Origin of the sequence: Sphaerospermopsis sp. LEGE 00249, assembly GCF_014299995.1 — a bacterium.
Classification (GTDB): domain Bacteria; phylum Cyanobacteriota; class Cyanobacteriia; order Cyanobacteriales; family Nostocaceae; genus Sphaerospermopsis; species Sphaerospermopsis kisseleviana.
The window spans coordinates 42931-64361 of record NZ_JACJUZ010000024.1 but is presented as its reverse complement, the minus strand read 5'-3'; the positions used below and the strand labels follow the sequence as shown (position 1 = coordinate 64361).

Genomic DNA, 21431 nt, shown 5'->3' with positions numbered 1-21431 from the left:
AGATGTGTATAAGAGACAGGGGGAGAAAATTCTTAACCTATTCCCAATTCCCAATTCCCAATTCCCAATTCCCAATTCCCTATTCCCTGTATGTCGCTATAATTACCTAAAGCTGTTTAATTTATATAAATGATTGCTATTTATCCGGGGAGCTTTGACCCTATTACATTGGGACACCTTGATATCATTCAGCGCGGTAGTCGGCTGTTTGATGGGGTAATAGTGGCTGTATTGCGAAATCCTAACAAAATACCACTTTTTCCGGTGCAACAACGGATAGAACAAATTCGTCTGGCTACAAAACATTTACCGAATGTGGAGGTAGACAGTTTTGATGGACTTACCGTTAACTATGCCCAAATGCGACAAGCACAAGTTTTGTTACGTGGTTTACGAGCAGTTTCCGATTTTGAGATTGAGCTACAAATGGCTCACACTAATAAAACACTTTCCACTCAGATGGAAACAGTTTTTCTGGCCACCTCAAACGAGTATAGTTTTTTAAGTAGTAGTGTGGTAAAAGAGATTGCAAAGTTTGGTGGCTCTGTCGATCATCTTGTTCCCCCACACATTGCCCTGGATATATACCAATGCTACAACCAAAACTCTCCAAACCTGAACCCAACCACAACGGAAAAAATGTCCCACCTCAAGAAAATCCCAACGGACAAGGAGGTGTAGATATTCTCCAAGAACTTAACCGTTTAGAGGATATGATTCTTGCTGGTTTGCAAATTCCTTTGACTGGACGCACGCTGATAGATGAAGATAAGGTTCTAGAACAGCTTGATTTTGTGCGTGTTTCTTTACCGTCGGTGTTTCAGGCAGCAGCAGAACTCCTTCAAAACAAGGAGGAAATCATGCTGGAAGCGGAGGAGTACGGACAGCAGGTGGTAGAAGCAGCACAGGCTAAAAGAGCGCAAATTCTGGCTGATAGCGATATTATCAGACAAGCAGAAAGGGAAACTGAACAACTGCGTCGCAAAGTGCAGCAAGAGTGTGACGCAATGATGCAAGATACTCTGGCAGAAATTGAACGCAAAAAACGTGCTTGTATGCAAGAGTTAGAGGAAATGCGCCAAAATGCGATCGCTCAAGCTCAAGAAATTGAAGATGGTGCTGATCAATATGCCGATCATGTTCTAGAAAATATCGAACAGGATCTTCAGGAAATGTTACGAATTATTACTAATGGTAGATTACAATTGCGAGGAGAAATACCTAAGCAACGTAATTCGACCTATCCTAAGAAAAAATAATTTGTTCAATACCCAATATAGATCGTATCCGATTTCCAACTTTACCCAGAATCACTGTTGATTATCGAGTATATTTTTGCATAGGTTTTACAGTGCGACGCTGTTACCTTAGACTGTCTTAAAAGTACCGTAAGCAAGTATATCAAAAATATGAAATCTAAGGGTTTTCACATTTCTCGTTTATCTTTAGGCAGCAGTTTGACTGCTTTGTTAGTTATTGCTGGTAGTTCAACATTGCTACCCAGTCAGGTAAACGCTGGTTCTACTCAAACTTTGATTGCCCAAATTCCAGCCAGTGCTACAGTCATTTATGTTAATCCGGTAACTGGTCAAGATCGTGCCGGTGCTGGTGTGAGTGCAGCAACACCTTACAAAACTATTACCTTTGCTCTTTCCCAGGCGCAAGCAAACACAGTGATTCAACTTGCTCCTGGTAACTATACCAGAGACACAGGAGAAACTTTCCCTTTATTACTTAAACCAGGAGTAATGCTTCTGGGTAATGAATCTGCCAAAGGTCAAGGAACAATAATTACAGGTGGTGGGTTTTACACCAGTCGTACTTTTGCTAGACAGGATATAACAATCCTCGCAGAAAATAATACCACCATTGCTGGCTTAACTGTGACTAATGCCAATCAACGAGGTACTGCTGTTTGGGTAGAATCAAGCAATCCCACTATTAAAAACAATACTTTTACCAACAGTGTCAGAGAAGGGGTTTTTGTTACAGGTACAGGAAATCCCAAAATTGAAAATAACATCTTTTTCAAAAATGGAGGTAATGGGGTTTCTTTTGCCCGTTCTGCTCAAGGTGAAATTAGAAATAACACCTTTGAAGATACTGGTTTTGGTTTGGCTATTGGTGGAAATTCTACACCTTTGGTAGAAGGCAACCAAATTCGTCAAAACCAAGATGGCCTGTTTATCTCTGAATCTGCCAAACCCATACTGCGTCAGAATGTGATTCAGAACAATAAGCGGGATGGTATTGTTGCCACTATCAATGCTCTTCCCAACCTTGGTACTAATGACAGTCCTGGGGGTAATCTGATTCGTAATAACGCTCGTCACGATTTGAATAATGCCACTAGAACTAACCGCATTCTTGCTGTTGGCAATGATATTGATCAAAAGCGAATTGTGGGCGCTGTAGATTTTGTAGCTGCAACTGTTACTCCTCCTGCTGATAATGGTGGTAGTACAGGTGCTACAGCATTTAAAGATGTTCCCACAGGTTATTGGGCAAAATCTTATATTGAAGCTTTAGCTGCCCAAAATATTATTGCAGGTTTTCCCGATGGCACTTTTAGACCTAATGAACCTGTCACTCGCGCCCAATTTGCGACTATTATCACTAAAGCTTTGACACCTCCTGTTAAACGTCAAGCTATTCAGTTTAGAGATGTGCAAAGCAATTTCTGGGCTTATAATGCCATTCAAGAAGCTTACAAGAGTGCATTTGTGGCTGGTTATCCTGATGGTACTTTTAAACCACAGCAACAAATTCCTAGAGTTCAGGCTTTAGTGGCTTTAGCCAACGGGTTGAATTTCACTGCTAACAATAACAATATTGTCAGCGTTTACACGGATGCTGCTCAAATTCCTAATTATGCCATTGGACCTGTGGCCGCTGCTACTGTGAGACAATTGGTGGTGAATTATCCGACAGTGCAAAAACTTGATCCTAATCGTCAGGCAACTAGGGCGGAAATAGCTGCTTTTGTATATCAGGCACTTGTGGCTATTGGTAGGGCGCAGCCAATTTCTTCTGCTTATTTGGTGACAGCACAGTAACTTTCACAAATTCAATCAAACCCAATACCCAGATCCTTGACTTTTCCAAGCAGTCAGGGATCTATCTCAGAGGATGTTTGAAAAGTCCAACTTGGTTGATTAGAAATCACGTCTACACAGGGGTTGCTGAAAAAGTCCTTTTATATTCGCCGAAAATTTTTCTTCCTAATTTCTTCTCCTGACTCCTGACTTCTGACTCCTGACTCCTACCTCTTTGGAGCGTCGCTGTTCCCATCTCCACAGAAATACCATCAGGGCAACTATTCCTATTTGTAGGGCAAAGTTGGGTAAGGTGGTATCAAGATTTTTACCTGCAAGTAGTTGAAAGAAAAATACAAATGCACCGATAAAACCAGAAGCACCAACGCCAAGATAAATAAACTGCCTTAAACCCCGATAGGGTGAGGCCATTTCGGCTTTTAAGCGATTTTTGAGATTTGGGTCTACCATTTTTTTAAGAATTATGCTATAATTTTGGATGGTTTATGCCGATGTAGCACAGTGGTAGTGCAGCTGATTCGTAATCAGCAGGCCGTGGGTTCAAATCCCATCATCGGCTTGGGTTCTAGAAATTATATATTTTTATTGACCGGATTTTGCCTATTTGAAAAAAATCTGGGCATTTTTAACACTTGCTTATTTAGGGTTTGCTGAATAAACCTAAAACCTTGATATATCAAAGGTTAGAGGCTGATAAACACAGAAATTAGTGCAAGGGTTTTGAAGGGTATACCGGAAAAAGTGTGCATTTTTTGGGATTTCAAGAGATGGCAAAGAAATTTTCAAATCTCCTCCTGACTCCTGACTCCTATGCCCTCACGGAAAGACTTTCTCAGCAACCCCTATTTAATACTTGGGGGATGCTGAATAAATGTAAAACATATATAAATCAAGAGATAGAGAATTTAGGCGTTGCATGACTACTTAACATCCACAGCAAAAATCCTAAAATTGGCTCAACTGGTGGTAAGGGATATTCGGTAATATCAATAGTGACTGAATTAGCTTCTAATTTCAAAAATTTCCAAGCTGTGCCACTGGTGACAGAACCAAAAATAGTAGAAATATTTATATTATTAGCAGCATTAAATTTTTGAGCAGCTACCATTTCTGCAATACACTGACCTAAACCACCATTCAAATTTTCTTTTTTTGCTTCTATAATAATAATAACTGGAGCTTGAATTTCTAATTGGGTGGGTGATTGACTAATCAGAAAATCACAAATACCATTAAGTCCCAGGTTGGGATCTACAGTAAAATCTTCTCCAGAAAAAAGGCTTACTTGACGATTTAATAATCTTCTCACTGCTGTTAATACAGGGCTAATAATCCATTCAGAACGGGATTTTTCGCTACCTCTTGCGAGTACCAAAGGTAAACCTTCTTCTAGTTCTTGACGTAATAAATCATCAGGTTTAACAAGAGGAACATCTGGGAAAAATCTTCCACTTTCATGGATGGTAATTGCTAAATCTTGGCGGACTTTTTTAAGTGTAAAATCACTGTAAGGCATGGTTTTAATTAGGACTAAAAACGGATAGGAGAGTCAAATATTTGTTGTTATATCAATTCAAATGATAATTAATTATGGTTGTGTTTGTCAATATATTTTGTCTGAATCAGGATATCCAGGATTTTAGGATGTACAGGATTTTTGTTAGTATCGGGATTTTGATGATTTGAGGATTCAGACATTTTCACTACTTCCCATACTCTAATGTTATGACCCGCTTCTCTAAATCATTAACCTGTTGCTTTAATTCCACTACTAAAGTTGATAATCTCTCAAACATTTTATCCCTTTCAGATTGTGATAAATTCCGTTGATCAATTTGCGGTTTGACTGGATTTTGAGAAATTCTCGAAGATGGAATTTGAGGATTTTGACGCAATGATAATTCTATTTGGTTCAACCGCAATTCTAAACGTCTCAAGTTAGATTCTAAGTTATGAACTCGAAAATCTACTTGTTGTGATGTTGCAGGATCAGAAAAAATACTACTCCACAAAATAATCGCTAAAATTCCAGCTATTACTGTAAAAAACAATTTTTTTGACATTTATAATATTGCATTAATTTTGATTTTGAATGTGAAAGACACAGATACCCAATGTATTTTAAAATTTGGTTTTAAAATTTGGGTATCTATGATATTTTTCAGTGACAGGAATGAATAACGCAGATAAATCTAGAGTTAGATTATCTTAACTGCATCACGCTGCAATTGAGAAAATAATTGTTCCCAATTGATAGAGTTAACATTATTTTCTCCTTCTTTGACTTCAAAAGTGATATTTTTCGCTTTTGGTTTTTTAAACGATTGCACACAAATTTCCGCTACATCATTACGACTAATTTTTCCCCGAATATTATCACCTTGTTCTACTATTAATTCCTTTCCTCCTGCTTCTTCTGTTAACGCACAAGGTCGAATAATTGTATAAGGTATTCCGCTTGATCTTAAACTATCTTCTCCTTTTAATTTCCAGGTTAAAATTCCTCCTAATTGGTCATTTAATCTCACTGCTGGGGGTTCTTCCTCTAAATTAATTCCTGGTCTTCCAGGACGAGTTACACCCGCAGAACTAACTAAAATAAATTGTGATAAACCTGTACCACCATAAGCTTTAATTGATTCTATTTCTAATGCAAAACCACCAGGACTAAATTGAGGATTTAAAGCACCGTCATATTCAAATTTGCTCAACATTAATTGAAAAGAACAAATTTTACTTTGATCAATTTCAGGACAATCTTTAACAGTTTTCGCTCTAAAAACAGGTGTTAAATTCACAAAAGGGATATTAACGTCTATCCATGTATTAGCTACAGTGTCAAAGGAATAACTGTAACCCACTCCATCCCAAGTATTTTCAGTTCTCAAAAATATTTTATACCGTTGTCCATCACCTTTAACTCTCAATCTCACCCCGGTAAAACCTGATAAATTAATTGCAGGTGCAAAATTTTTGGTTCTTACAGATGCAAAACCTCCTGAGTTTGCAGTAGAAACATTACCAGCAAATAAAGCGGTTTTTTCTAAAATGCTAAAATTGCTAGAACTGACACCACCCATGACAACATCATCTAAAGCACCCCAAATATTTTTTAATTGTGCTGTTAATTCCTCTGATGATTGGGTAAAATCAAAGATAGTTTTTTCTCCCGTGTTTGGTAAATATCTTCTAGCAGCTTCTACTAAATTTTTTACTCCTCTATATTCTACATTTTCTGGTGTGTCTCCTACTATTTCTGGTTGATAAAATTTCACACCTTGGTTATATTTTGCTCTATCAGGTGTGTCTCCTTCTACTGGTTGAACTCGCACTGCGGTACAACAAACTACACCTTGAATATTACTCATTACCAAATCATTCAAAGTTTCCGGTTTGGTAATATCTCCCACCACTAAGTCAACTTCATTACCAAGAATTGACCGCGCTTTATCAATATCTCTGACTAAACAACGCACTTTTTCACCTTGCGCTAATAATCTTCGTACGACTCGTTTACCAACTCCACCAGTTGCACCAGCTACTAAAATTATACCCATAAGATTACCCCCTTTTGGTTGATTTTGAATTGGTTGAGAACGATTTTTTGCAAATATATTTTGTACCCAGTTCAGTGCAGGGAATACCTCAAAATAGGTGAGGGTTTGAATTAGTCTACATAACTTAGATTGATGACGATTGTTTTCAGTCATAGTGATTGCTAATGGTTTAGGAGTGTTTTTTGATAATTGCGGCAATTTTATATTATAATAATATATTAACAGCTAATTATGGATTTATGGGTTATGAGTCAATTGGCAAAAATTCAAGCAGAGTATGAGCAATTTCCTCAAGAATTTGCCAGTATTATGATTAGTACAGCAAACGAAAAAGGAATCCCCAACGCGAGTTATACTCCTTTTGTCATGGATGAATTTAAAAACATTTATATTTATGTGAGTGGTTTATCCACCCATACTGTTAATATTCAATCTCATCCTTATGTGAGTGTTTTATTTATTGAAGATGAAGCTAAAACTCCTAATATTTTTGCCCGTCGTCGCTTGAATTTTGATTGTACAGCTACTTTGATTGAAAGAGAAACTGATCAATGGAATCAAATTGTTGATCAATTTCAAGCACGGTTTGGAGAAATTATTGAAGTATTACGTGGTTTAGCTGACTTTAGAATTTTTCAACTCACTCCCACCCAAGGACGTTTTGTGATTGGTTTTGGAGCAGCTTATAATATTAGTGGTGATAATCTCAATCAAATTGTACATTTAAATAAAGATAATATTCCTAATTCATAACTTAACTTATATATTATATGCTGAAATTTCAACCTCCTGGTTTTGGTCAGAAATTCATTAAGACATCTTTGGGTAATATGGTTTATTATACCCAAATGAGTGAACCTTGGCAGTTTGATGAAGTTGAGAAATTACCACCTTTGTTATTTTTACATAATTTTGGTGGTGGTGCATCTGCTTTTGAATGGTCTAAAGTTTATCCAGCTTTTGCTAATGAATATCGGATTTTAGCACCTGATTTAATTGGTTGGGGAGAGTCAGATCATCCAGTTAAAGATTATCAAATTCCAGATTATTTGACTACTATTAGTGAATTTATTCACCAAACTTGTCATCAACCTGTGACGGTGGTTGCGTCTTCTTTAACTGCTGCTTTTACTATTCGTCTTGCTATTTCTCAACCGGAAATATTTAAAGGATTGTATTTAGTTTCACCTTCGGGGTTTGATGATTTTGGACAAGGTGCAGGGAGAAGATTACCGCTTTCAGTGATTAATACACCTTTTCTGGATAATTTAATTTATGGTTTGGGTGCAGAAAATGAAGTTGCTGTGAGTAATTTTTTGCAAAGTTTTCTGTTTGCTAAACCAGAAAGATTAACTCAACAAATTGTAGAAGCTTATTTAACTTCTGCACAAAAACCCAATGCTAAATATTCTGCTTTAGCATTTTTGAAGGGTGATTTGTATTTTGATTTAAGTTTGTATATTCAACAGTTGCAAGTTCCAACGGTGTTTTTCTGGGGTGAGGAAGCGCAGTTTACTAATATTAATTTGGGTAGGAGGTTAGCAAGTTTAAATAAAGGTGCAATTAGGGATTTTCAAGCTATAGCTGATACTGGCATTTTACCACATTTGGAAATTCCTGGGGTTTTTGTGGGTTTGCTATTTAAGTATCTTGATTAAACGCAGATAAAAAATAGATAAAAATCAATTTTTTTGGGGTGATAAATGATGAGGACAAATATTAATAAAACTGTCACTTATGAAGGTGGTTGTCACTGTGGTGCAGTACGTTTTCAGGTAGTGGTTGATAATCACAAAGTTGATGATTGTAATTGTTCAGTTTGTCGCAAAAAGGGATTTTTACATTTAATTGTGAAGAAAGATAAGTTTACTTTGTTGCAAGGTGAGGATGTTTTAACAACTTATCAATTTAATACGGGTGTTGCTAAACATAAATTTTGTAAAGTTTGTGGGATTCATTCTTTTTATATTCCCCGTAGTCACCCTGACTGTATTGATGTGAATGTGCGATGTTTAGATGGGGATGTGATGGGTAATTTTGAAGTTGTTCCTTTTGATGGTGCAAATTGGGAAGATAATATTCATAAGTTGATTAATTGATTTTAAATTTATCCTTCTTTATCCTTCTTTATCCTTATTTATCCTTCTTTATTTGCGTTTACTCGTTCCTACACTCTGTATAGGAATGAATTAAAGAAGACTCTGTCTTCTATTTATATAGGTATAACCTATATAATAGCATTCCCAGTCTGAGACTGGGAACGAGATGAATCAGATAAATTGTGATTTATCTAAATATTCAAAAACCTAACCTAACAATTCAAGATTACCGAAAATAAACTCTTGAATTGAGATATTTCCTTCGGTTTCAGTGCGAATTTCTCGACGAGAAAGAACGTAGTAATTGCCTACTTTTTCATATTCGTCTGTGAACTCGCTCCGACCACCTTTTTGAACTCCAGTTTTGGGATCATGATATACAGAATTGTATGTGTGAGAAAGATATCCTGCCCCAGTTTCGTGAATGCTGAAAGTGTTAATAGTCACAACAACTCCATGAATATGACGATGAACAAGAGTAACTACATCATTGCGAACTTTATATTTATCACCGGCTGATTTTCCGCCAACAAAAATTTCTACAGCGCCGTTTTCATCAGTTTCGCCATAACTAAAAGTATTTTCGCCGTGGGTTTGTTCAAAAGTGCGACGCACACGGTGAACAGCAATTTCCCAAGTTTGGCTATCAATTGCTTTTTTTGCGGCTTCGTTTTCTACTTCTGTAACTTCCCATTTGAGATTTCCGTCAATAAGAATTTTGCCAGTGAACTCCTGTCCATCATATTTATAAGTGATATCTGCGGTGTAACCGGGGAAGTTTTGATCCCAAGTATAACGGTTTTCATAAGCAGCCCGGAAAAGTTCTTGGGCAGAGATTTGAGTAACTGTCATGATGCTTGTCCTCTGGCTACGATTGAATAATAGCTTTTTATCGTTGATGATATTAGGATAGAGGTAATTATTGCAGTTCGCATAGTCCCCAACTGGGTACTCTTATGACTAAAACACTCCACGCCATTTTTGAAGCGATCGCCCATGTTGAAAATGAGCAAGAATTACAACAAGCTCTGATGGATACCATCGGCGTGCATTTTGGCGTGCAACATTGGGGTATTTCTTTTCTCGATAACGAGTTATTAACATCAATAGAAATTCCAGAAATTCCTGCGGTTTGCTTGGAAGCTAACCCAGTGGGTAGTTATGTTTTAGAACGTCATGCACCCACCCATGAACAATTAATTTTATCACCAGAAGATTGGAAAAATTTTTGCACCCGTCATGAACACGTGATGACTGGACCGATAGTTTGTGATGGTCGCTTAGTGGGAACTATCAATTTTGCCCGTGACCCCGGTAGTCCTCCTTTTAATAATAATGACTTGGCTGATTTAAGTGCTTTATGTATTCATTTATCAGCCAAAATTGCTACTATTAGGGCTAAGTTGAAAACCGCTAAACCTGCTGTTGAATGTCCCCTCACAGCTAGGGAATTAGAAATTGCCACTTTAGTCGCTCAAGGGTTAACAAATGGGGAAATTGCGGCTAAACTTTGGATTACCCAAAATACTGTGAAACAAGCATTAAAAAGAATGTTTAAAAAATTGGGGGTTTCTGCGCGGGCGGAAATGGTGGCAAAATTGCAAGAGCATTTTGTAGTCCGTGATTTTTAATTGTTTACATCATACAGGAGATATTTATGACTCTTAAACTCGTATCGGCAAAAATTCAAAACTTTAAAAGCTTGGGAGATGTAGAACTGAGTTTTAGAGACTTGACAATAATTGTAGGTTCTAACTCTAGTGGCAAATCTAATTCTTTAGAAGCACTAAATTTTCTGAAAAATCTGCTGATATCAGATAGTTTATCTAGAGAGACAATGCAGAGTTTACTTAGATTTGGAAACAAAAATATTTCTGCGACAATTATTGTGGCTGAAAATGATCAACAAGCAGAATATAGCGTATCCGTAACATTAAATAAAAAAAGCGTTTATATTACTAACGAAATATTGTTAATTAATGGTATTGAAGTTATTAAAATAATTCATGGTGAAGGTGAAGTTAGAGATGAAGATGGCAAAAATATACAAACTTATAAATCTGATCCTGAAAGTCTAGAAAGTTTAGCATTACGTTCGGCTGGTAATTTCGGTAATAAACCTTTTACTAAAAAATTAGCCAGCTATATCAAAGAATGGAAATTTTATGATATAAAGCCTGATGACATTAGAAAATATGCCCTTTTTCTCGAACAAGTGAAATTAGTGAAAACTTCAGAAGTTGACCACAGTATACCTGATCTTGATAATGAAGCGACTGAAATTCAAGCATTTTTAAATTACTGGGCTAAAAATGAACAAGAAAAACTGAAAGAAATTAGTCAAGAATTGAAAAGATGTCTAAATATAGAACTAAAGATTATAGGAAAAAAAGAACCTACTGTCAAAGTTTTAGAAGATGATGGGAAAGAAATGCCTTTATCAAGTATGTCAGATGGAACTTTAAGATTTATCGCTTATTTAACACTGCTTTATCAATTCGATAAAAACCTGCCTACGCTGATTAGTATTGAAGAACCAGAAAGTAATTTTCATCCTGGTATTCTCAAAGACATTGCATCTATAATGAAGAGATTATCTTGCATAACTCAAGTAATATTTACCACCCATAGTTCTCAACTACTAGATTGTTTCTCTTCTGAGGAAATATCATCAGAAATATCAGTGATTCTTTTAAGTCAAAAAGGAGATTTAGGAACTAAAGCCTGTCTGTTAGATAAACTAGCTGAAAGCCGAGATGATCTTTCAGATTGGATGAATGATTTTGGCATAGGTAGTGCAATTTATCATAGTCATTTAATAGAAGAAATTTTAACTAAAGAATATGCCTAGAATTCGTATTTGGACTCCTGAATCTGATTATGATAGCGATGCAGTATTCTGTATTGCTAGAAAAATCATAGATTATTATAATTATGAGCTAGAAATTGATTTTGCTGGTAAATCAACATATAGTCAAGTTGCCAGAAAACCAGGAGGTTTCAAAAGAGCAGTTGATATTTACCTTAAAAAAGATGATTTAGTCATTTTTTTAATAGATTCAGATGGGATTCAATCTCAAGCACAAAGACGCAAAGAAAATAATTCTTTATTTAATCAAATCCAGCAGATTGTTACAACATCTCAAGGCAAAGCTAAACTAATTTTGATCGTGCAAGAGTTAGAAGCTTGGTTATTAGTAGATTGTTTGGGTATTTGCTGTTATTTTACAGACAACCCTAAAAATAGAAATAATCCAGATTGGATAAATTTTGCTAAACGTCAACAACCTGGTAAAACAAATCTGATCGCAGAATCTGAATCAGGAGGTAAAGGTGCAAAAGAGTTTTTAGAAGAATTATCAAAAGTAATACTAACTAAGAAAAACCCCAATTTAAAAAATAAACCTAATAACCTCAAGGGTATGAAATATGATGAAAAACAATCACCTGCAATTGCAGAATATATTGAAATTAATCATCAAACTATTCAACGCAATGACTCTTTACAAGAATTTGCCCAATTTTTACAACAATTAGGGAATGATCAACAGTAATATTACCCTAAATTATGCCAAAAAATTGTTCACAATTCAGGGATATTCTTTTTTCTCTTCTTTCTCTTCTTCGCGTCTTTGCTCCTTTGTACCTTTGTGAGAAATCCGGGTTAACTTAACAACTACAACAAACCCCGATAACGAATAAAAATCAACACCGCCGCCCAAGAACCTAATGCCACTTTCACCGCCACAATAATATTTAATATCGGCAAAATTCCCCCACTAAAAAGTGTTCCTAACTCCCCGTGTGGTAACTCTAATCCTGATAAAGTGATCACAGATAAAACAATAAAAACCAATACTGACACCTTCTCCCAAATAGCTGCATGATAGCGTTGATAGATATCCTGCATCCATTGATAGGATGAAGTAATTGCAATTAAACCTATGGCTGTTCCACCCGCTACACCCGCAGCAAAACCACCTCCAGGACTCAAATGTCCTCTAATTGCTAATTCTATTCCTACTAACGCTGCAATTGTCGCCCCTAACCGAGCTAAAATAACTGATGATCGATCTTTAAATTGATAAATTGTACAAGATGGATTTTCATTAGCTAATAAATAATTGCATCCTAAAATGGCAATGGTAAAGACAATTACTTCAAAAATTGTATCATAAAGGCGATTTCTAAATATGATTCCTGATACCGCATTCACAACACCACTTTCATTAACTACTTTTTCTGTAATAGACATATCTGAAATCACTTGGGAAATATTCCCTAAATTAGATGTGATATCAGGCATGAATAACATTTTGATAAATAATGCTATTCCTGCTAAAATATAAAGCCATTTCATTTTCATTAATGTTTCTCCTCAGATGCTTCAACATCAACATAGTTGATAACTGTGTTAGGTGATGACAGTTCACTTTCAACAATTTGATAAATCCGTTTTACTCGGATTTCTGTTTGATAATTTTGCTCACATTCATCACTCGCTAATACTGGTGCACAGGTAGCATGGACTTCCTTTTCCTGTAATGCTGTTTGTAAACATTGGTAGCTGTTGTAAGGTACAAGTTCCAACCGCATATAATGTTTATTAAAAATGCTACGAAAATCACTGATCAGATTTTCTGAGATTGATTCATTTTCAATGACCCCCAAACGTAAAACTAAAGAAGAACGAACAGCGATCGCATATAAAGCAACAGATAACATTGTTCCCATTAATGCTTCTGTTAAAGCTACATCTGCTGCACCTAAAACCGCATCTACTAACGCAGCGATCGCACCTAAAACACCACGCAAAATTAACGCATGATAAGGATTAACTTGAGTTATCAATAAACCCGCAGTTAAAGGTAACAAAGCAATAATTATATATAAATAAGAATCATTCATTTTCTGCCTCTATAGTTGTATCATGAGTTGAACAATAGGCGATTACATAACCCAACATTGTATTCCAAATCGCCAAGGAAATAATACCTAAAACTAACAATGGCCATTTACTAGGTATTTTCATTAAAATTCCCACAATCATCAGCATTGAACCCAAAGTATCAGCCACAGTAAGTCCATGTAATTTGAATAATACTGATTTATTGCTAACTAAATGAGAAGTACCCCAAAACCAGAAAAATAACCCTATACCTATACAGGTATAACTGATAATACTCACAAGATTTTGCATTTAACTTTCCTCATGTTCGTCTTTTATTTTAACTCGTGAAATCTGATTACTGAAAGCTGATAGCTAATTACTATTCATGCTTCATTTAACCTTCTTAAAATCTGTGCTAATAACATAAATCCAGCATTTCCCACACTCAACATAATCGCTCCTACTACCCCGATCATCCAATCATCTCTTGCCACAGAAATCACTAAAATCATGATAGATACTTTACTAGAAATACTCCCCAAAGCCAACATTAACTGCCAAGTATTCTCTGTTTTCCACGCTTCATAAATAGGAATTAACAAAGCTGCTATCATCCCTAACAATACTATTTCTAAATTCATAATTATTTCCTTCCTGGTTTAATATGATGAACTTCGTAAAATCCCTCTTCATCATGGTTTAAAACAATAGTTTTCGGGGTAAAAGTAATCAAAAATATATCCATAAACACCAACAATGAAGAATGTTTATGTTTCACTTTTTCCCTGATAATTTCCTCATGATGATGGGGATTAATGATAATTTCAAACGCTTCTTTAAAAGCCACAAGAACCGCTACCACTACTTCCCCTAAAACCTTTACCCATTCGGTTAATTTTGCCCGTGATGTGTAACCTCTGGGTAAAATTAGGGCAATAATTACCCCAATAATAATGTTAGTTGTACTAAAATCAGCCGTTAATAAAAACCAAATGGTTAATCTTAATATCAAATGTCCAATCATGATAAGACCATCCAAAATAAGAAGATTACAGTTAAACTCATCACACCTACTAAATGTTCAAATTCTTCAAGTACACGGGGTACATATATTGCTAATTTCTTGAAAATCAGATGATATGCTAACCAGCCAATAGCAATGCTGATAATTGCTTTGATAATATCGGCAATGTTATAAGCTTTCAGATAGGCAATATTGCCCACAACTAAACCAGTAAGTAAGAATATGACTGCTAACCAAAAACCGGGTTTTGCTGTTTGTTCATCGTCTTTATTATGGGATAAAAAGATGAATTTAGAAAAAGCTATTGCTGTGCCAACTGCGGCAATATTCATGGCTATAAACTGCCAAGATGCTAAATTTTTCATGGTTAACACCTTAGCTTCAAAACCTGACAACAAAGGAAAACCAGAAATTGATAAACTAGCGATAACTAAAACAATCCAAATGTTAGTATTAATAGGTTTATTTCCCAGTTCTTTAAAATTGCGACTGGGTAAGGAACCAGCAGTCAAAAATAAAGATGATTTTGCCAGTCCATGAGTTAGGGCATAAAAACCACCTACCGCTGGTGCAGCCAGTATCCAACCTAACTGGGAAATAGTGCTAAATGCTAACAGACGCTTGGTATCTTTTTCAAAGATGGCGTAGGATAAACCCATAAAAGCTGTCCCCACGCCCAAAATAACGACGATGTTATTAAGTTCTGGAGAAACCGCAGCACATCTTAATAAAGGTAAAACACTAGCTTTAACTACTACACCTGAAAGCAGCGCAGAAACAGGAGTTTCTGATTCAGAATGGGTTAAAGGTAGCCATAACCCAGAAACAAAAATCCCAGCTTTGACTAACATTCCTAAAAAGATTAATGCTACTGCTTCCGGTGGGGCATTTTTTAAACCTGCAAAACTAAAAGAGAGATTATTTTGATAAACTAAGACAGCACCAACTAGATAAAATAACATTGAGATATTGCTGACAAATAGATAGCGTAAACCTACCCAAATTGAGCGATCGCTCCGGGGATATGCTACCAATAAAAAAGCTGCAATACCACTAACTTCTAAAGCTACATATAAACTAATAAAATCTGCACAGATAAAGGCAGCATTTAAACTACCATGCACTAGCAAAGTTTGGGCATAGAAAAAAGCATTTTTATCACTTTGCCAACAATATAAAGCTACCGCAGCAGTCACTAAAGCATTAGTTAAAATAAAATAACCACTTAACTGATCTGCTTCTAAAGTCACACCAAAACTATCAAGTAAATTGAGCTTAATTTCTGGCTTTTCTATCAACAACTGCACACCATAAGCAGCAGTAATTAAAGTTCCTAAAAAAGTTAAATGTCTGTTAAGTTGGGGTACTAAAAAAATCATGAACCCCAGAAAAAACGGGATACCTACCCAAGCAATTGTGATCGTATTCATGGTTATGTTATTCATGGTTTTAAATTTAGATTTAATTTGAGTTAATTTGAGTTAATTTGAGTTAATTTAATTTTTATGTTCATATTTGATAATCTGCGGTGTATTATTTTTCTCGATTTCACTACTTTCTAAAGTGGGATTGTCTTTAGCTAATTTCATTACACCTACTAACATTAAAGCTTGAATTGAAAACCCAATTACTATCGCTGTTAATATCACTGCTTGGGGAACAGGATCAGCATATCCAGCTTTTTTGACGTTGGAAATAATGGGAGTAAATAAACCCGTTTTTGAGGCAATAAATACATAAAAAGCAATCACCCCCGTACTCATGACATCCATTGAAACTATCTTCATTACCAGGTTTTTCTTGAGAATAATTCCAAAAAACCCGAATAGTATTGTTATCAGTACAAATGCTTCTATCATAGACATCACCCATTTAATAATATATAAATGTGTATTATTGGATTGAGGGAAAAGTTGCTGTTTGAAATCGGAAATTTTTGTTTTTGAAAGTGTTACATTATTAATAGCACTAAAAGTAGGTGCTAATTACAGCAGAACACTAAATAATTATTATAATAATCATAACAACACCTAATGATTTATGTTTTCTTTAATAACACCAAACATACAACCCGCAAATAAACCCGTGAATTTTTATTTATCCACTTCATTACAATTAATTGGACGTTCTAAAGAATTTCAGCGCATTATAGACATACTTGCAAAAGATGAAGATTTATTAATTACAGGAGTACCTGGAAGCGGTAGAAGAACTTTAGTTAAAGTTGCAGCGCAGGAAGTGGGTGCGGTAGTCTTAGAAATAGACTGTATTCGTGCTACAGATGGTGAAAGATTTTTGCAATTATTACTAGAAGCAATTAGTCAAAATTGGCAAGCAAAGAAAATTAAATCTTGGGTGGAAAAAAAAGAGAGTGAGTTTTTTATTTTTAATAGTGAAAGTAAACTTAAATTATTACATTCTTTAAATCAAAAACAACTCTGGCAAGCATTTACTAGCCTAATTGAATTATTACAAATAATGGCTAATGATTTAAACCAGAGAGTAGTATTGATTTTACAAAGTTTTCCCCATATTCGTTCTTGGGATCGCAATGGTTTATGGGAATCAACATTTAGACAAGAAGTTAAAAACCATCCTCATGTAAGTTACGTTTTATTGGCGACAATTGCAGAAACTAGCCATCATCAAGATGATAGTATTTATTCTATAGAAACAATGGAATTAGCACCTTTATCTAAAGATGTTTTAGCATTGTGGGCGCGAGAGATTTTACATACAGAAAATCTCAAATTTGATCCCCATTCCCAAGGATTACAAGTATTTTTAGATGCAGTGCAGGGAAATATAGGTGATGCAATGGCATTAATTCGCAGGTTATCAAGTTTAGAACATGATCAAGGTTTAATTACTGAGCAAAAAGTACAGCAAGTAATTGAAGGAATGCTCAAAGATTTATCTATAACTTATGAATCTTTATTGATGTTATTACCTGCAAGTCAAATACATCTTTTAGAATGTTTAGCAGTTGATCCGACAGATAAACCACAGAGTAAAGAATATATCCAAAAACATGGACTTTCTAGAGGTGGAAGTTTGCAAGGTGCTTTAACTGGGTTACAACACAAAGGTTTAATTTACAGTGCTGAACAAGGTTATCGCTTGGCTTTACCTTTATTAGCTTTGTGGTTGAAACAACGGTTGAGTTAATTTTCAGCATTCAGCTATCAGTAATCAGTAATCAGCTAGTATCAGGAGAGAGACTGAGTAAATAATAAGTATGCTCCCATTTTTTCTCGTACCCATACTCTGTATGGGAATGAATTTAACAAGGTTCTACCTTGTTTATTTAACTAGAGTCAGAGACTCTTAAATTGTATTCCCAGTCTGAGACTGGGAACAAGAAAAAGAAAACAAGAAAGAAATTCAGCTTTATTTATTCACCTACCTGAACTTCTGGAGAAGGAGCAGAAAAATTGTTAGCTTTTAATTGTACCCAGGTAAAGAAAGGAATTGCTAAAAGTTGAGTTAGGGAAGAAAAAACCACTAAGAAAGTAATAGAGTGATCATACAAAATTCCCATGAAAGCACTACCTAAAAACCAAGCTAAACCATAGCCTGTACTAAAAATTCCGTAAGCTGTTGCGCGTTTATTTTTAGGGACAATTTTTGCTATTGCTGCTTTGAGAATTGATTCTTGCGCTCCCATTCCAATACCCCAAAATGCCATTCCTAAAAGGGCAAACCGCATATCTCCAAAAAATACTAAAGGTGCAAATAGGGAGGAAAATAAAGCTGCAACAATCAGCATAGAAATCCCGATACGATCAAACAAATATCCAAATATCAGAGCAGCTACAGCATCAACTCCCATTGCCCAAGCATAAAATAAAGGAATGGTTTGCCCAGTGGCTATTTCTCCTTTTTGGAAATGGAAAGCAATCAAAGGAAAATCTGCATAACCAGCCGCAATAACGGCTACAGCACCCAAGTAAATCCAAAATATCCGGGGTAATTTATCACCTTGATCAAGTATTTTTTCTTCTTCAAAATCACTGGGGTTAGGATATAATTTCTGGAGTATTAATAATACAATTAATCCTAAAATTGCCGGGATAACTAAAATTTTAAAACCTTGGCGATATTCTCCCAAAAAATAAACCATTGCCGCTACAGCTAGAGGTCCTAAAACTGCTCCAGTTTGATCCATTGCTTCATGCAAACCAAAGCCAAAACCGCTACCAATTTGACTTACACCATGGGAAAGTAAGGCATCTCTGGGGGGGGTACGTACTGCTTTACCTGTGCGTTCAGCCATCATTAAACCTGCGGCTACTTCCCATCTTCCAGCTAGGGCTAAAAATGGGACAACGGCGGTATTTAAAATGAAACCTAAAGTTGTAATTCCCCAATATTTACCTGTTTTATCACTAAGATAACCAATCACTAAACGGAAACCATAACCTATTAATTCCCCGAAACCTGCAACTAAACCAACTATAGTTCCATTCGCGCCTAGAACTTCTAAATAAGCTCCTGTAATACTCCGCGCTCCTTCATAGGTTGCATCAGCGCAAAGACTTACAAAACCAAGTAAAATCACAAACTTTAATGCGGCTGATTTTTGGTGCATATTTCGATAACTGCTAATTATTACCTCAATTATTTAAACATGGAAAAACTCAAAAAAATAATTGTCTTTTAATTTTTTTATAATTTGATTTCTATAATGATTTTTATAATTTGATTTTTAGACCATGATTCCTAAAATTGTGTATAATCAAATGAGGATTATCAAAATTTAGGGAGAAAAATTGACCATGCAAAGTATGACAATAAAATCTTATGTTGGTCATGATGGAATGCTACATATATCTTTACCTGAAATTCAAGATACAGATGTAGAAGTAATAATTGTTTATCAACCTATACAGAAAACCGAAAAATCATCTTTAGCATCGCTATATGGAATTTGTGCTGATGATCCGATTATCATTGATGATAACAGTATTTTTGATAACCTAGATGAAAAAATGGAAGGAGTATTTGATTCCTAAATGCTTTACCTAATTGATACTAATGTTTGTGCAATGTACTTAAATGGTCGGTCTGCATCTATTAGCGATCGCATTTTATCAGTACCAACTCAAGATATAGCTGTGTGTTCTGTAGTCAAAGCAGAACTTTTTTATGGTGCAATGAAAAGTAATAATCCTACACGCACACTACAAAGACAAAAAGCATTTCTTGATCATTATCAATCTTTACCTTTTGATGATCAAGCTGCTGACATTTTCGGCAATATTCGCGCTCAACTTACTGCTCAAGGTACACCCATCGGAGCTTATGATTTACAAATTGCAGCTATTGCTTTAGCTCACAATTTAATATTAGTCACACACAATACCAGAGAATTTTCACGTATTCCCGAATTACAATTAGAAGACTGGGAAATTGAATAAAAATTAAAAATTAAAAATTAAAAATTAAAAATTAAAAATGTGTTTATTGTTAAAATAAAATCACCCCAGAGACTTCTTTACTTTGCGCCTTTGCTCCTTTTTCTCTTTGCGCGAAACAAAAGCTAAATGTAGTTTATTTAATAAAAAAATAGTTGTCAGAGGTTATTGGTAATTAAAAAACCACCAATTACCTCTTTAACTACCAAGAATTAAGCTTTCTTCAACCAGCTAAACATAGCGCGTAAATCTTTACCAACTTCCTCAATAGGATGTTCAGCTTCTTGACGACGCATAGCGGTGAAACCGGGTTTACCTGCTTGGTTTTCTAATACAAATTCCCGCGCAAATTGTCCAGATTGAATTTCACTTAAAATCTTCTTCATTTCTGCTTTGGTTTGAGCAGTAACAACGCGGGGACCACGGGTATAGTCACCATATTCCGCAGTATTAGAAATACTATCGCGCATGGTTGCCAAACCACCTTCAACTACTAAGTCAACGATGAGTTTAACTTCATGCAAACATTCAAAATATGCTAATTCTGGTTGATAACCTGCTTCAATTAAGGTTTCAAAACCGGCTTTAATTAAAGCACTTAAACCACCACACAATACAGCTTGTTCACCAAATAAGTCGGTTTCGGTTTCTTCGCGGAATGTGGTTTCTAAAACACCTGCGCGTGTACCACCAATACCTTTAGCATAAGCCATTGCGCGATCGCGTGCTTTACCTGTAGCATCTTGATATACTGCAAATAACGCTGGTACTCCTTGTCCTTGCTCATAAGTACGACGTACTAAATGGCCTGGTCCTTTAGGTGCAACCATGATTACATCAACATCCGCAGGAGGTACAACTTGCCCAAAGTGGATATTAAAACCGTGTGCAAACGCTAAGATATTTCCTGCTTCTAAATTAGGTGCTATTTCATTTGTGTAAATAGTTTTCTGAACTTCATCAGGTAATAAAATCATGATCAAGTCAGCAGCTTTAGCAGCATCAGCAACGTTTTTTACTGTTAAACCAGCCGCTTCAGCCTTTGCAATTGACTTACTGCCAGGATATAGACCTACAATTACATTTACACCACTATCTTTTAAATTTAGCGCGTGGGCGTGACCTTGAGAACCGTAACCAATAATAGCAACGGTTTTTCCCGCTAAAAGGTCTAAATTAGCATCTTCATCATAATACATACGCGCCATAGAAGCATCTCCTGTTCACAAAGGTTGTTAAGAAATTGGCAGATTTATGATTGTACCGCAGATTGGTGACTGGTGATTGGTGATTGGTAATTGGTGATTGGTGATTGGGAAAATAATCTTACCCAGTCCCCAGTCCCCAGTCACCTCCACTACTTTCCCTTTTTTATCAAAAGTTCACA

26 protein-coding genes and 1 tRNA gene are annotated in these 21431 nt (G+C 35.7%); 13 read left to right on the top strand and 14 right to left on the bottom strand.

Annotation, left to right across the window (positions count from 1 at the left end; genetic code table 11):
* Window positions 1-129 precede the first annotated feature (129 nt).
* The 3 genes from coaD to H5968_RS10695 all read left to right on the top strand — a co-directional run bounded on the left by coaD (window position 130) and on the right by H5968_RS10695 (window position 3056).
* A complete protein-coding gene (gene coaD, locus H5968_RS10705; protein ID WP_187039939.1) occupies window positions 130-681 on the top strand; it encodes a pantetheine-phosphate adenylyltransferase in 552 nt (183 codons plus the stop codon).
* A complete protein-coding gene (locus H5968_RS10700; protein WP_187039938.1) occupies window positions 591-1259 on the top strand; it encodes a DivIVA domain-containing protein in 669 nt (222 codons plus the stop codon). The genes coaD and H5968_RS10700 overlap by 91 nt, the downstream gene beginning before the upstream one ends.
* 150 nt (window positions 1260-1409) lie before the next feature.
* Complete coding sequence (locus H5968_RS10695) at window positions 1410-3056, top strand: DUF1565 domain-containing protein (protein WP_187039937.1); 1647 nt, start codon at window positions 1410-1412, stop codon at window positions 3054-3056.
* Window positions 3057-3221: 165 nt separating this feature from the next.
* Here H5968_RS10695 and H5968_RS10690 read toward each other — a convergent pair whose 3' ends face one another.
* On the bottom strand, window positions 3222-3506 hold the full coding sequence (locus H5968_RS10690) for a DUF3493 domain-containing protein (RefSeq protein ID WP_096565265.1): 285 nt from the start codon (window positions 3504-3506) through the stop codon (window positions 3222-3224).
* Between the two features lie 37 nt (window positions 3507-3543).
* Between H5968_RS10690 and H5968_RS10685 the strand changes: the two genes are divergently transcribed.
* Window positions 3544-3615: transfer RNA gene (locus H5968_RS10685), tRNA-Thr, on the top strand.
* A gap of 330 nt (window positions 3616-3945) precedes the next feature.
* Here H5968_RS10685 and H5968_RS10680 read toward each other — a convergent pair.
* The 3 genes from H5968_RS10680 to H5968_RS10670 form a co-directional block, all read right to left on the bottom strand.
* A complete protein-coding gene (locus H5968_RS10680) occupies window positions 3946-4572 on the bottom strand; it encodes a hypothetical protein (RefSeq protein WP_187039936.1) in 627 nt (208 codons plus the stop codon).
* A 187-nt stretch (window positions 4573-4759) separates the two neighbouring features.
* Window positions 4760-5119: a hypothetical protein gene (locus H5968_RS10675; RefSeq protein WP_187039935.1), complete on the bottom strand. Its 360-nt coding sequence runs from the start codon at window positions 5117-5119 to the stop codon at window positions 4760-4762.
* Window positions 5120-5254: 135 nt separating this feature from the next.
* Window positions 5255-6766, bottom strand: coding sequence for a CIA30 family protein (locus H5968_RS10670; protein ID WP_187039934.1), 1512 nt, complete (start codon window positions 6764-6766; stop codon window positions 5255-5257).
* A gap of 93 nt (window positions 6767-6859) precedes the next feature.
* Between H5968_RS10670 and H5968_RS10665 the strand changes: the two genes are divergently transcribed.
* Genes H5968_RS10665 through H5968_RS10655 form a run of 3 tightly spaced genes read left to right on the top strand, consistent with a single transcriptional unit; the run spans window position 6860 to window position 8712 of the window.
* Window positions 6860-7366, top strand: a complete 507-nt coding sequence (locus tag H5968_RS10665; protein WP_187039933.1) for a HugZ family protein — start codon at window positions 6860-6862, stop codon at window positions 7364-7366.
* Window positions 7367-7383: 17 nt separating this feature from the next.
* Window positions 7384-8271 carry an alpha/beta fold hydrolase gene (locus H5968_RS10660; protein WP_187039932.1) on the top strand — a complete coding sequence of 296 codons (888 nt, stop codon included), beginning with the start codon at window positions 7384-7386 and terminating at the stop codon, window positions 8269-8271.
* 48 nt (window positions 8272-8319) lie between these two features.
* Window positions 8320-8712: a GFA family protein gene (locus tag H5968_RS10655; RefSeq protein WP_187039944.1), complete on the top strand. Its 393-nt coding sequence runs from the start codon at window positions 8320-8322 to the stop codon at window positions 8710-8712.
* A gap of 207 nt (window positions 8713-8919) precedes the next feature.
* On the opposite strand, the gene H5968_RS10650 is transcribed toward H5968_RS10655, so the two are convergent.
* Window positions 8920-9564, bottom strand: coding sequence for a DUF3386 domain-containing protein (locus H5968_RS10650; RefSeq protein ID WP_187039931.1), 645 nt, complete (start codon window positions 9562-9564; stop codon window positions 8920-8922).
* A 104-nt stretch (window positions 9565-9668) separates the two neighbouring features.
* Here H5968_RS10650 and H5968_RS10645 point away from each other — a divergent pair, with 104 nt between their 5' ends.
* The 3 genes from H5968_RS10645 to H5968_RS10635 are packed head-to-tail and all read left to right on the top strand — an operon-like array spanning window position 9669 to window position 12266.
* The gene (locus tag H5968_RS10645) at window positions 9669-10343 is read left to right on the top strand and encodes a LuxR C-terminal-related transcriptional regulator (protein WP_187039930.1); all 675 of its coding nucleotides are present in this window, start codon (window positions 9669-9671) and stop codon (window positions 10341-10343) included.
* A 26-nt stretch (window positions 10344-10369) separates the two neighbouring features.
* A complete protein-coding gene (locus H5968_RS10640) occupies window positions 10370-11563 on the top strand; it encodes an AAA family ATPase (protein WP_187039929.1) in 1194 nt (397 codons plus the stop codon).
* Window positions 11556-12266 carry a DUF4276 family protein gene (locus H5968_RS10635; protein WP_187039928.1) on the top strand — a complete coding sequence of 237 codons (711 nt, stop codon included), beginning with the start codon at window positions 11556-11558 and terminating at the stop codon, window positions 12264-12266. The genes H5968_RS10640 and H5968_RS10635 overlap by 8 nt, the downstream gene beginning before the upstream one ends.
* Before the next feature lie 122 nt (window positions 12267-12388).
* On the opposite strand, the gene H5968_RS10630 is transcribed toward H5968_RS10635, so the two are convergent.
* From H5968_RS10630 to H5968_RS10600, 7 genes are all read right to left on the bottom strand, one after another.
* Window positions 12389-13072, bottom strand: a complete 684-nt coding sequence (locus H5968_RS10630) for a Na(+)/H(+) antiporter subunit B (protein ID WP_187039943.1) — start codon at window positions 13070-13072, stop codon at window positions 12389-12391.
* Window positions 13073-13077: 5 nt separating this feature from the next.
* A complete protein-coding gene (locus H5968_RS10625; protein WP_187039927.1) occupies window positions 13078-13620 on the bottom strand; it encodes a DUF4040 domain-containing protein in 543 nt (180 codons plus the stop codon).
* Window positions 13613-13912 (bottom strand): monovalent cation/H(+) antiporter subunit G, encoded by a 300-nt coding sequence (locus H5968_RS10620; protein WP_187039926.1) that lies wholly within the window; start codon window positions 13910-13912, stop codon window positions 13613-13615. Before H5968_RS10620 ends, H5968_RS10625 begins: the two co-directional genes overlap by 8 nt.
* 74 nt (window positions 13913-13986) lie before the next feature.
* Window positions 13987-14244, bottom strand: coding sequence for a hypothetical protein (locus H5968_RS10615; protein ID WP_137667240.1), 258 nt, complete (start codon window positions 14242-14244; stop codon window positions 13987-13989).
* A 2-nt stretch (window positions 14245-14246) separates the two neighbouring features.
* Complete coding sequence (locus H5968_RS10610; RefSeq protein WP_137667241.1) at window positions 14247-14627, bottom strand: Na+/H+ antiporter subunit E; 381 nt, start codon at window positions 14625-14627, stop codon at window positions 14247-14249.
* Window positions 14624-16057: a cation:proton antiporter gene (locus H5968_RS10605; RefSeq protein ID WP_187039925.1), complete on the bottom strand. Its 1434-nt coding sequence runs from the start codon at window positions 16055-16057 to the stop codon at window positions 14624-14626. Before H5968_RS10605 ends, H5968_RS10610 begins: the two co-directional genes overlap by 4 nt.
* A 66-nt stretch (window positions 16058-16123) precedes the next feature.
* Complete coding sequence (locus tag H5968_RS10600; protein ID WP_096572539.1) at window positions 16124-16486, bottom strand: cation:proton antiporter subunit C; 363 nt, start codon at window positions 16484-16486, stop codon at window positions 16124-16126.
* A 181-nt stretch (window positions 16487-16667) separates the two neighbouring features.
* Between H5968_RS10600 and H5968_RS10595 the strand changes: the two genes are divergently transcribed.
* Window positions 16668-17795, top strand: coding sequence for an ATP-binding protein (locus H5968_RS10595; RefSeq protein WP_187039924.1), 1128 nt, complete (start codon window positions 16668-16670; stop codon window positions 17793-17795).
* A gap of 226 nt (window positions 17796-18021) precedes the next feature.
* Here H5968_RS10595 and H5968_RS10590 read toward each other — a convergent pair whose 3' ends face one another.
* Window positions 18022-19218 (bottom strand): MFS transporter, encoded by a 1197-nt coding sequence (locus H5968_RS10590; RefSeq protein WP_187039923.1) that lies wholly within the window; start codon window positions 19216-19218, stop codon window positions 18022-18024.
* Between the two features lie 196 nt (window positions 19219-19414).
* Between H5968_RS10590 and H5968_RS10585 the strand changes: the two genes are divergently transcribed.
* Window positions 19415-19642, top strand: a complete 228-nt coding sequence (locus tag H5968_RS10585; protein ID WP_222620642.1) for a hypothetical protein — start codon at window positions 19415-19417, stop codon at window positions 19640-19642.
* Complete coding sequence (locus tag H5968_RS10580) at window positions 19643-20047, top strand: type II toxin-antitoxin system VapC family toxin (protein ID WP_187039921.1); 405 nt, start codon at window positions 19643-19645, stop codon at window positions 20045-20047.
* A gap of 209 nt (window positions 20048-20256) precedes the next feature.
* On the opposite strand, the gene ilvC is transcribed toward H5968_RS10580, so the two are convergent.
* Window positions 20257-21252, bottom strand: coding sequence for a ketol-acid reductoisomerase (gene ilvC, locus H5968_RS10575; RefSeq protein ID WP_096565236.1), 996 nt, complete (start codon window positions 21250-21252; stop codon window positions 20257-20259).
* Between the last annotated feature and the right edge of the window lie 179 nt (window positions 21253-21431).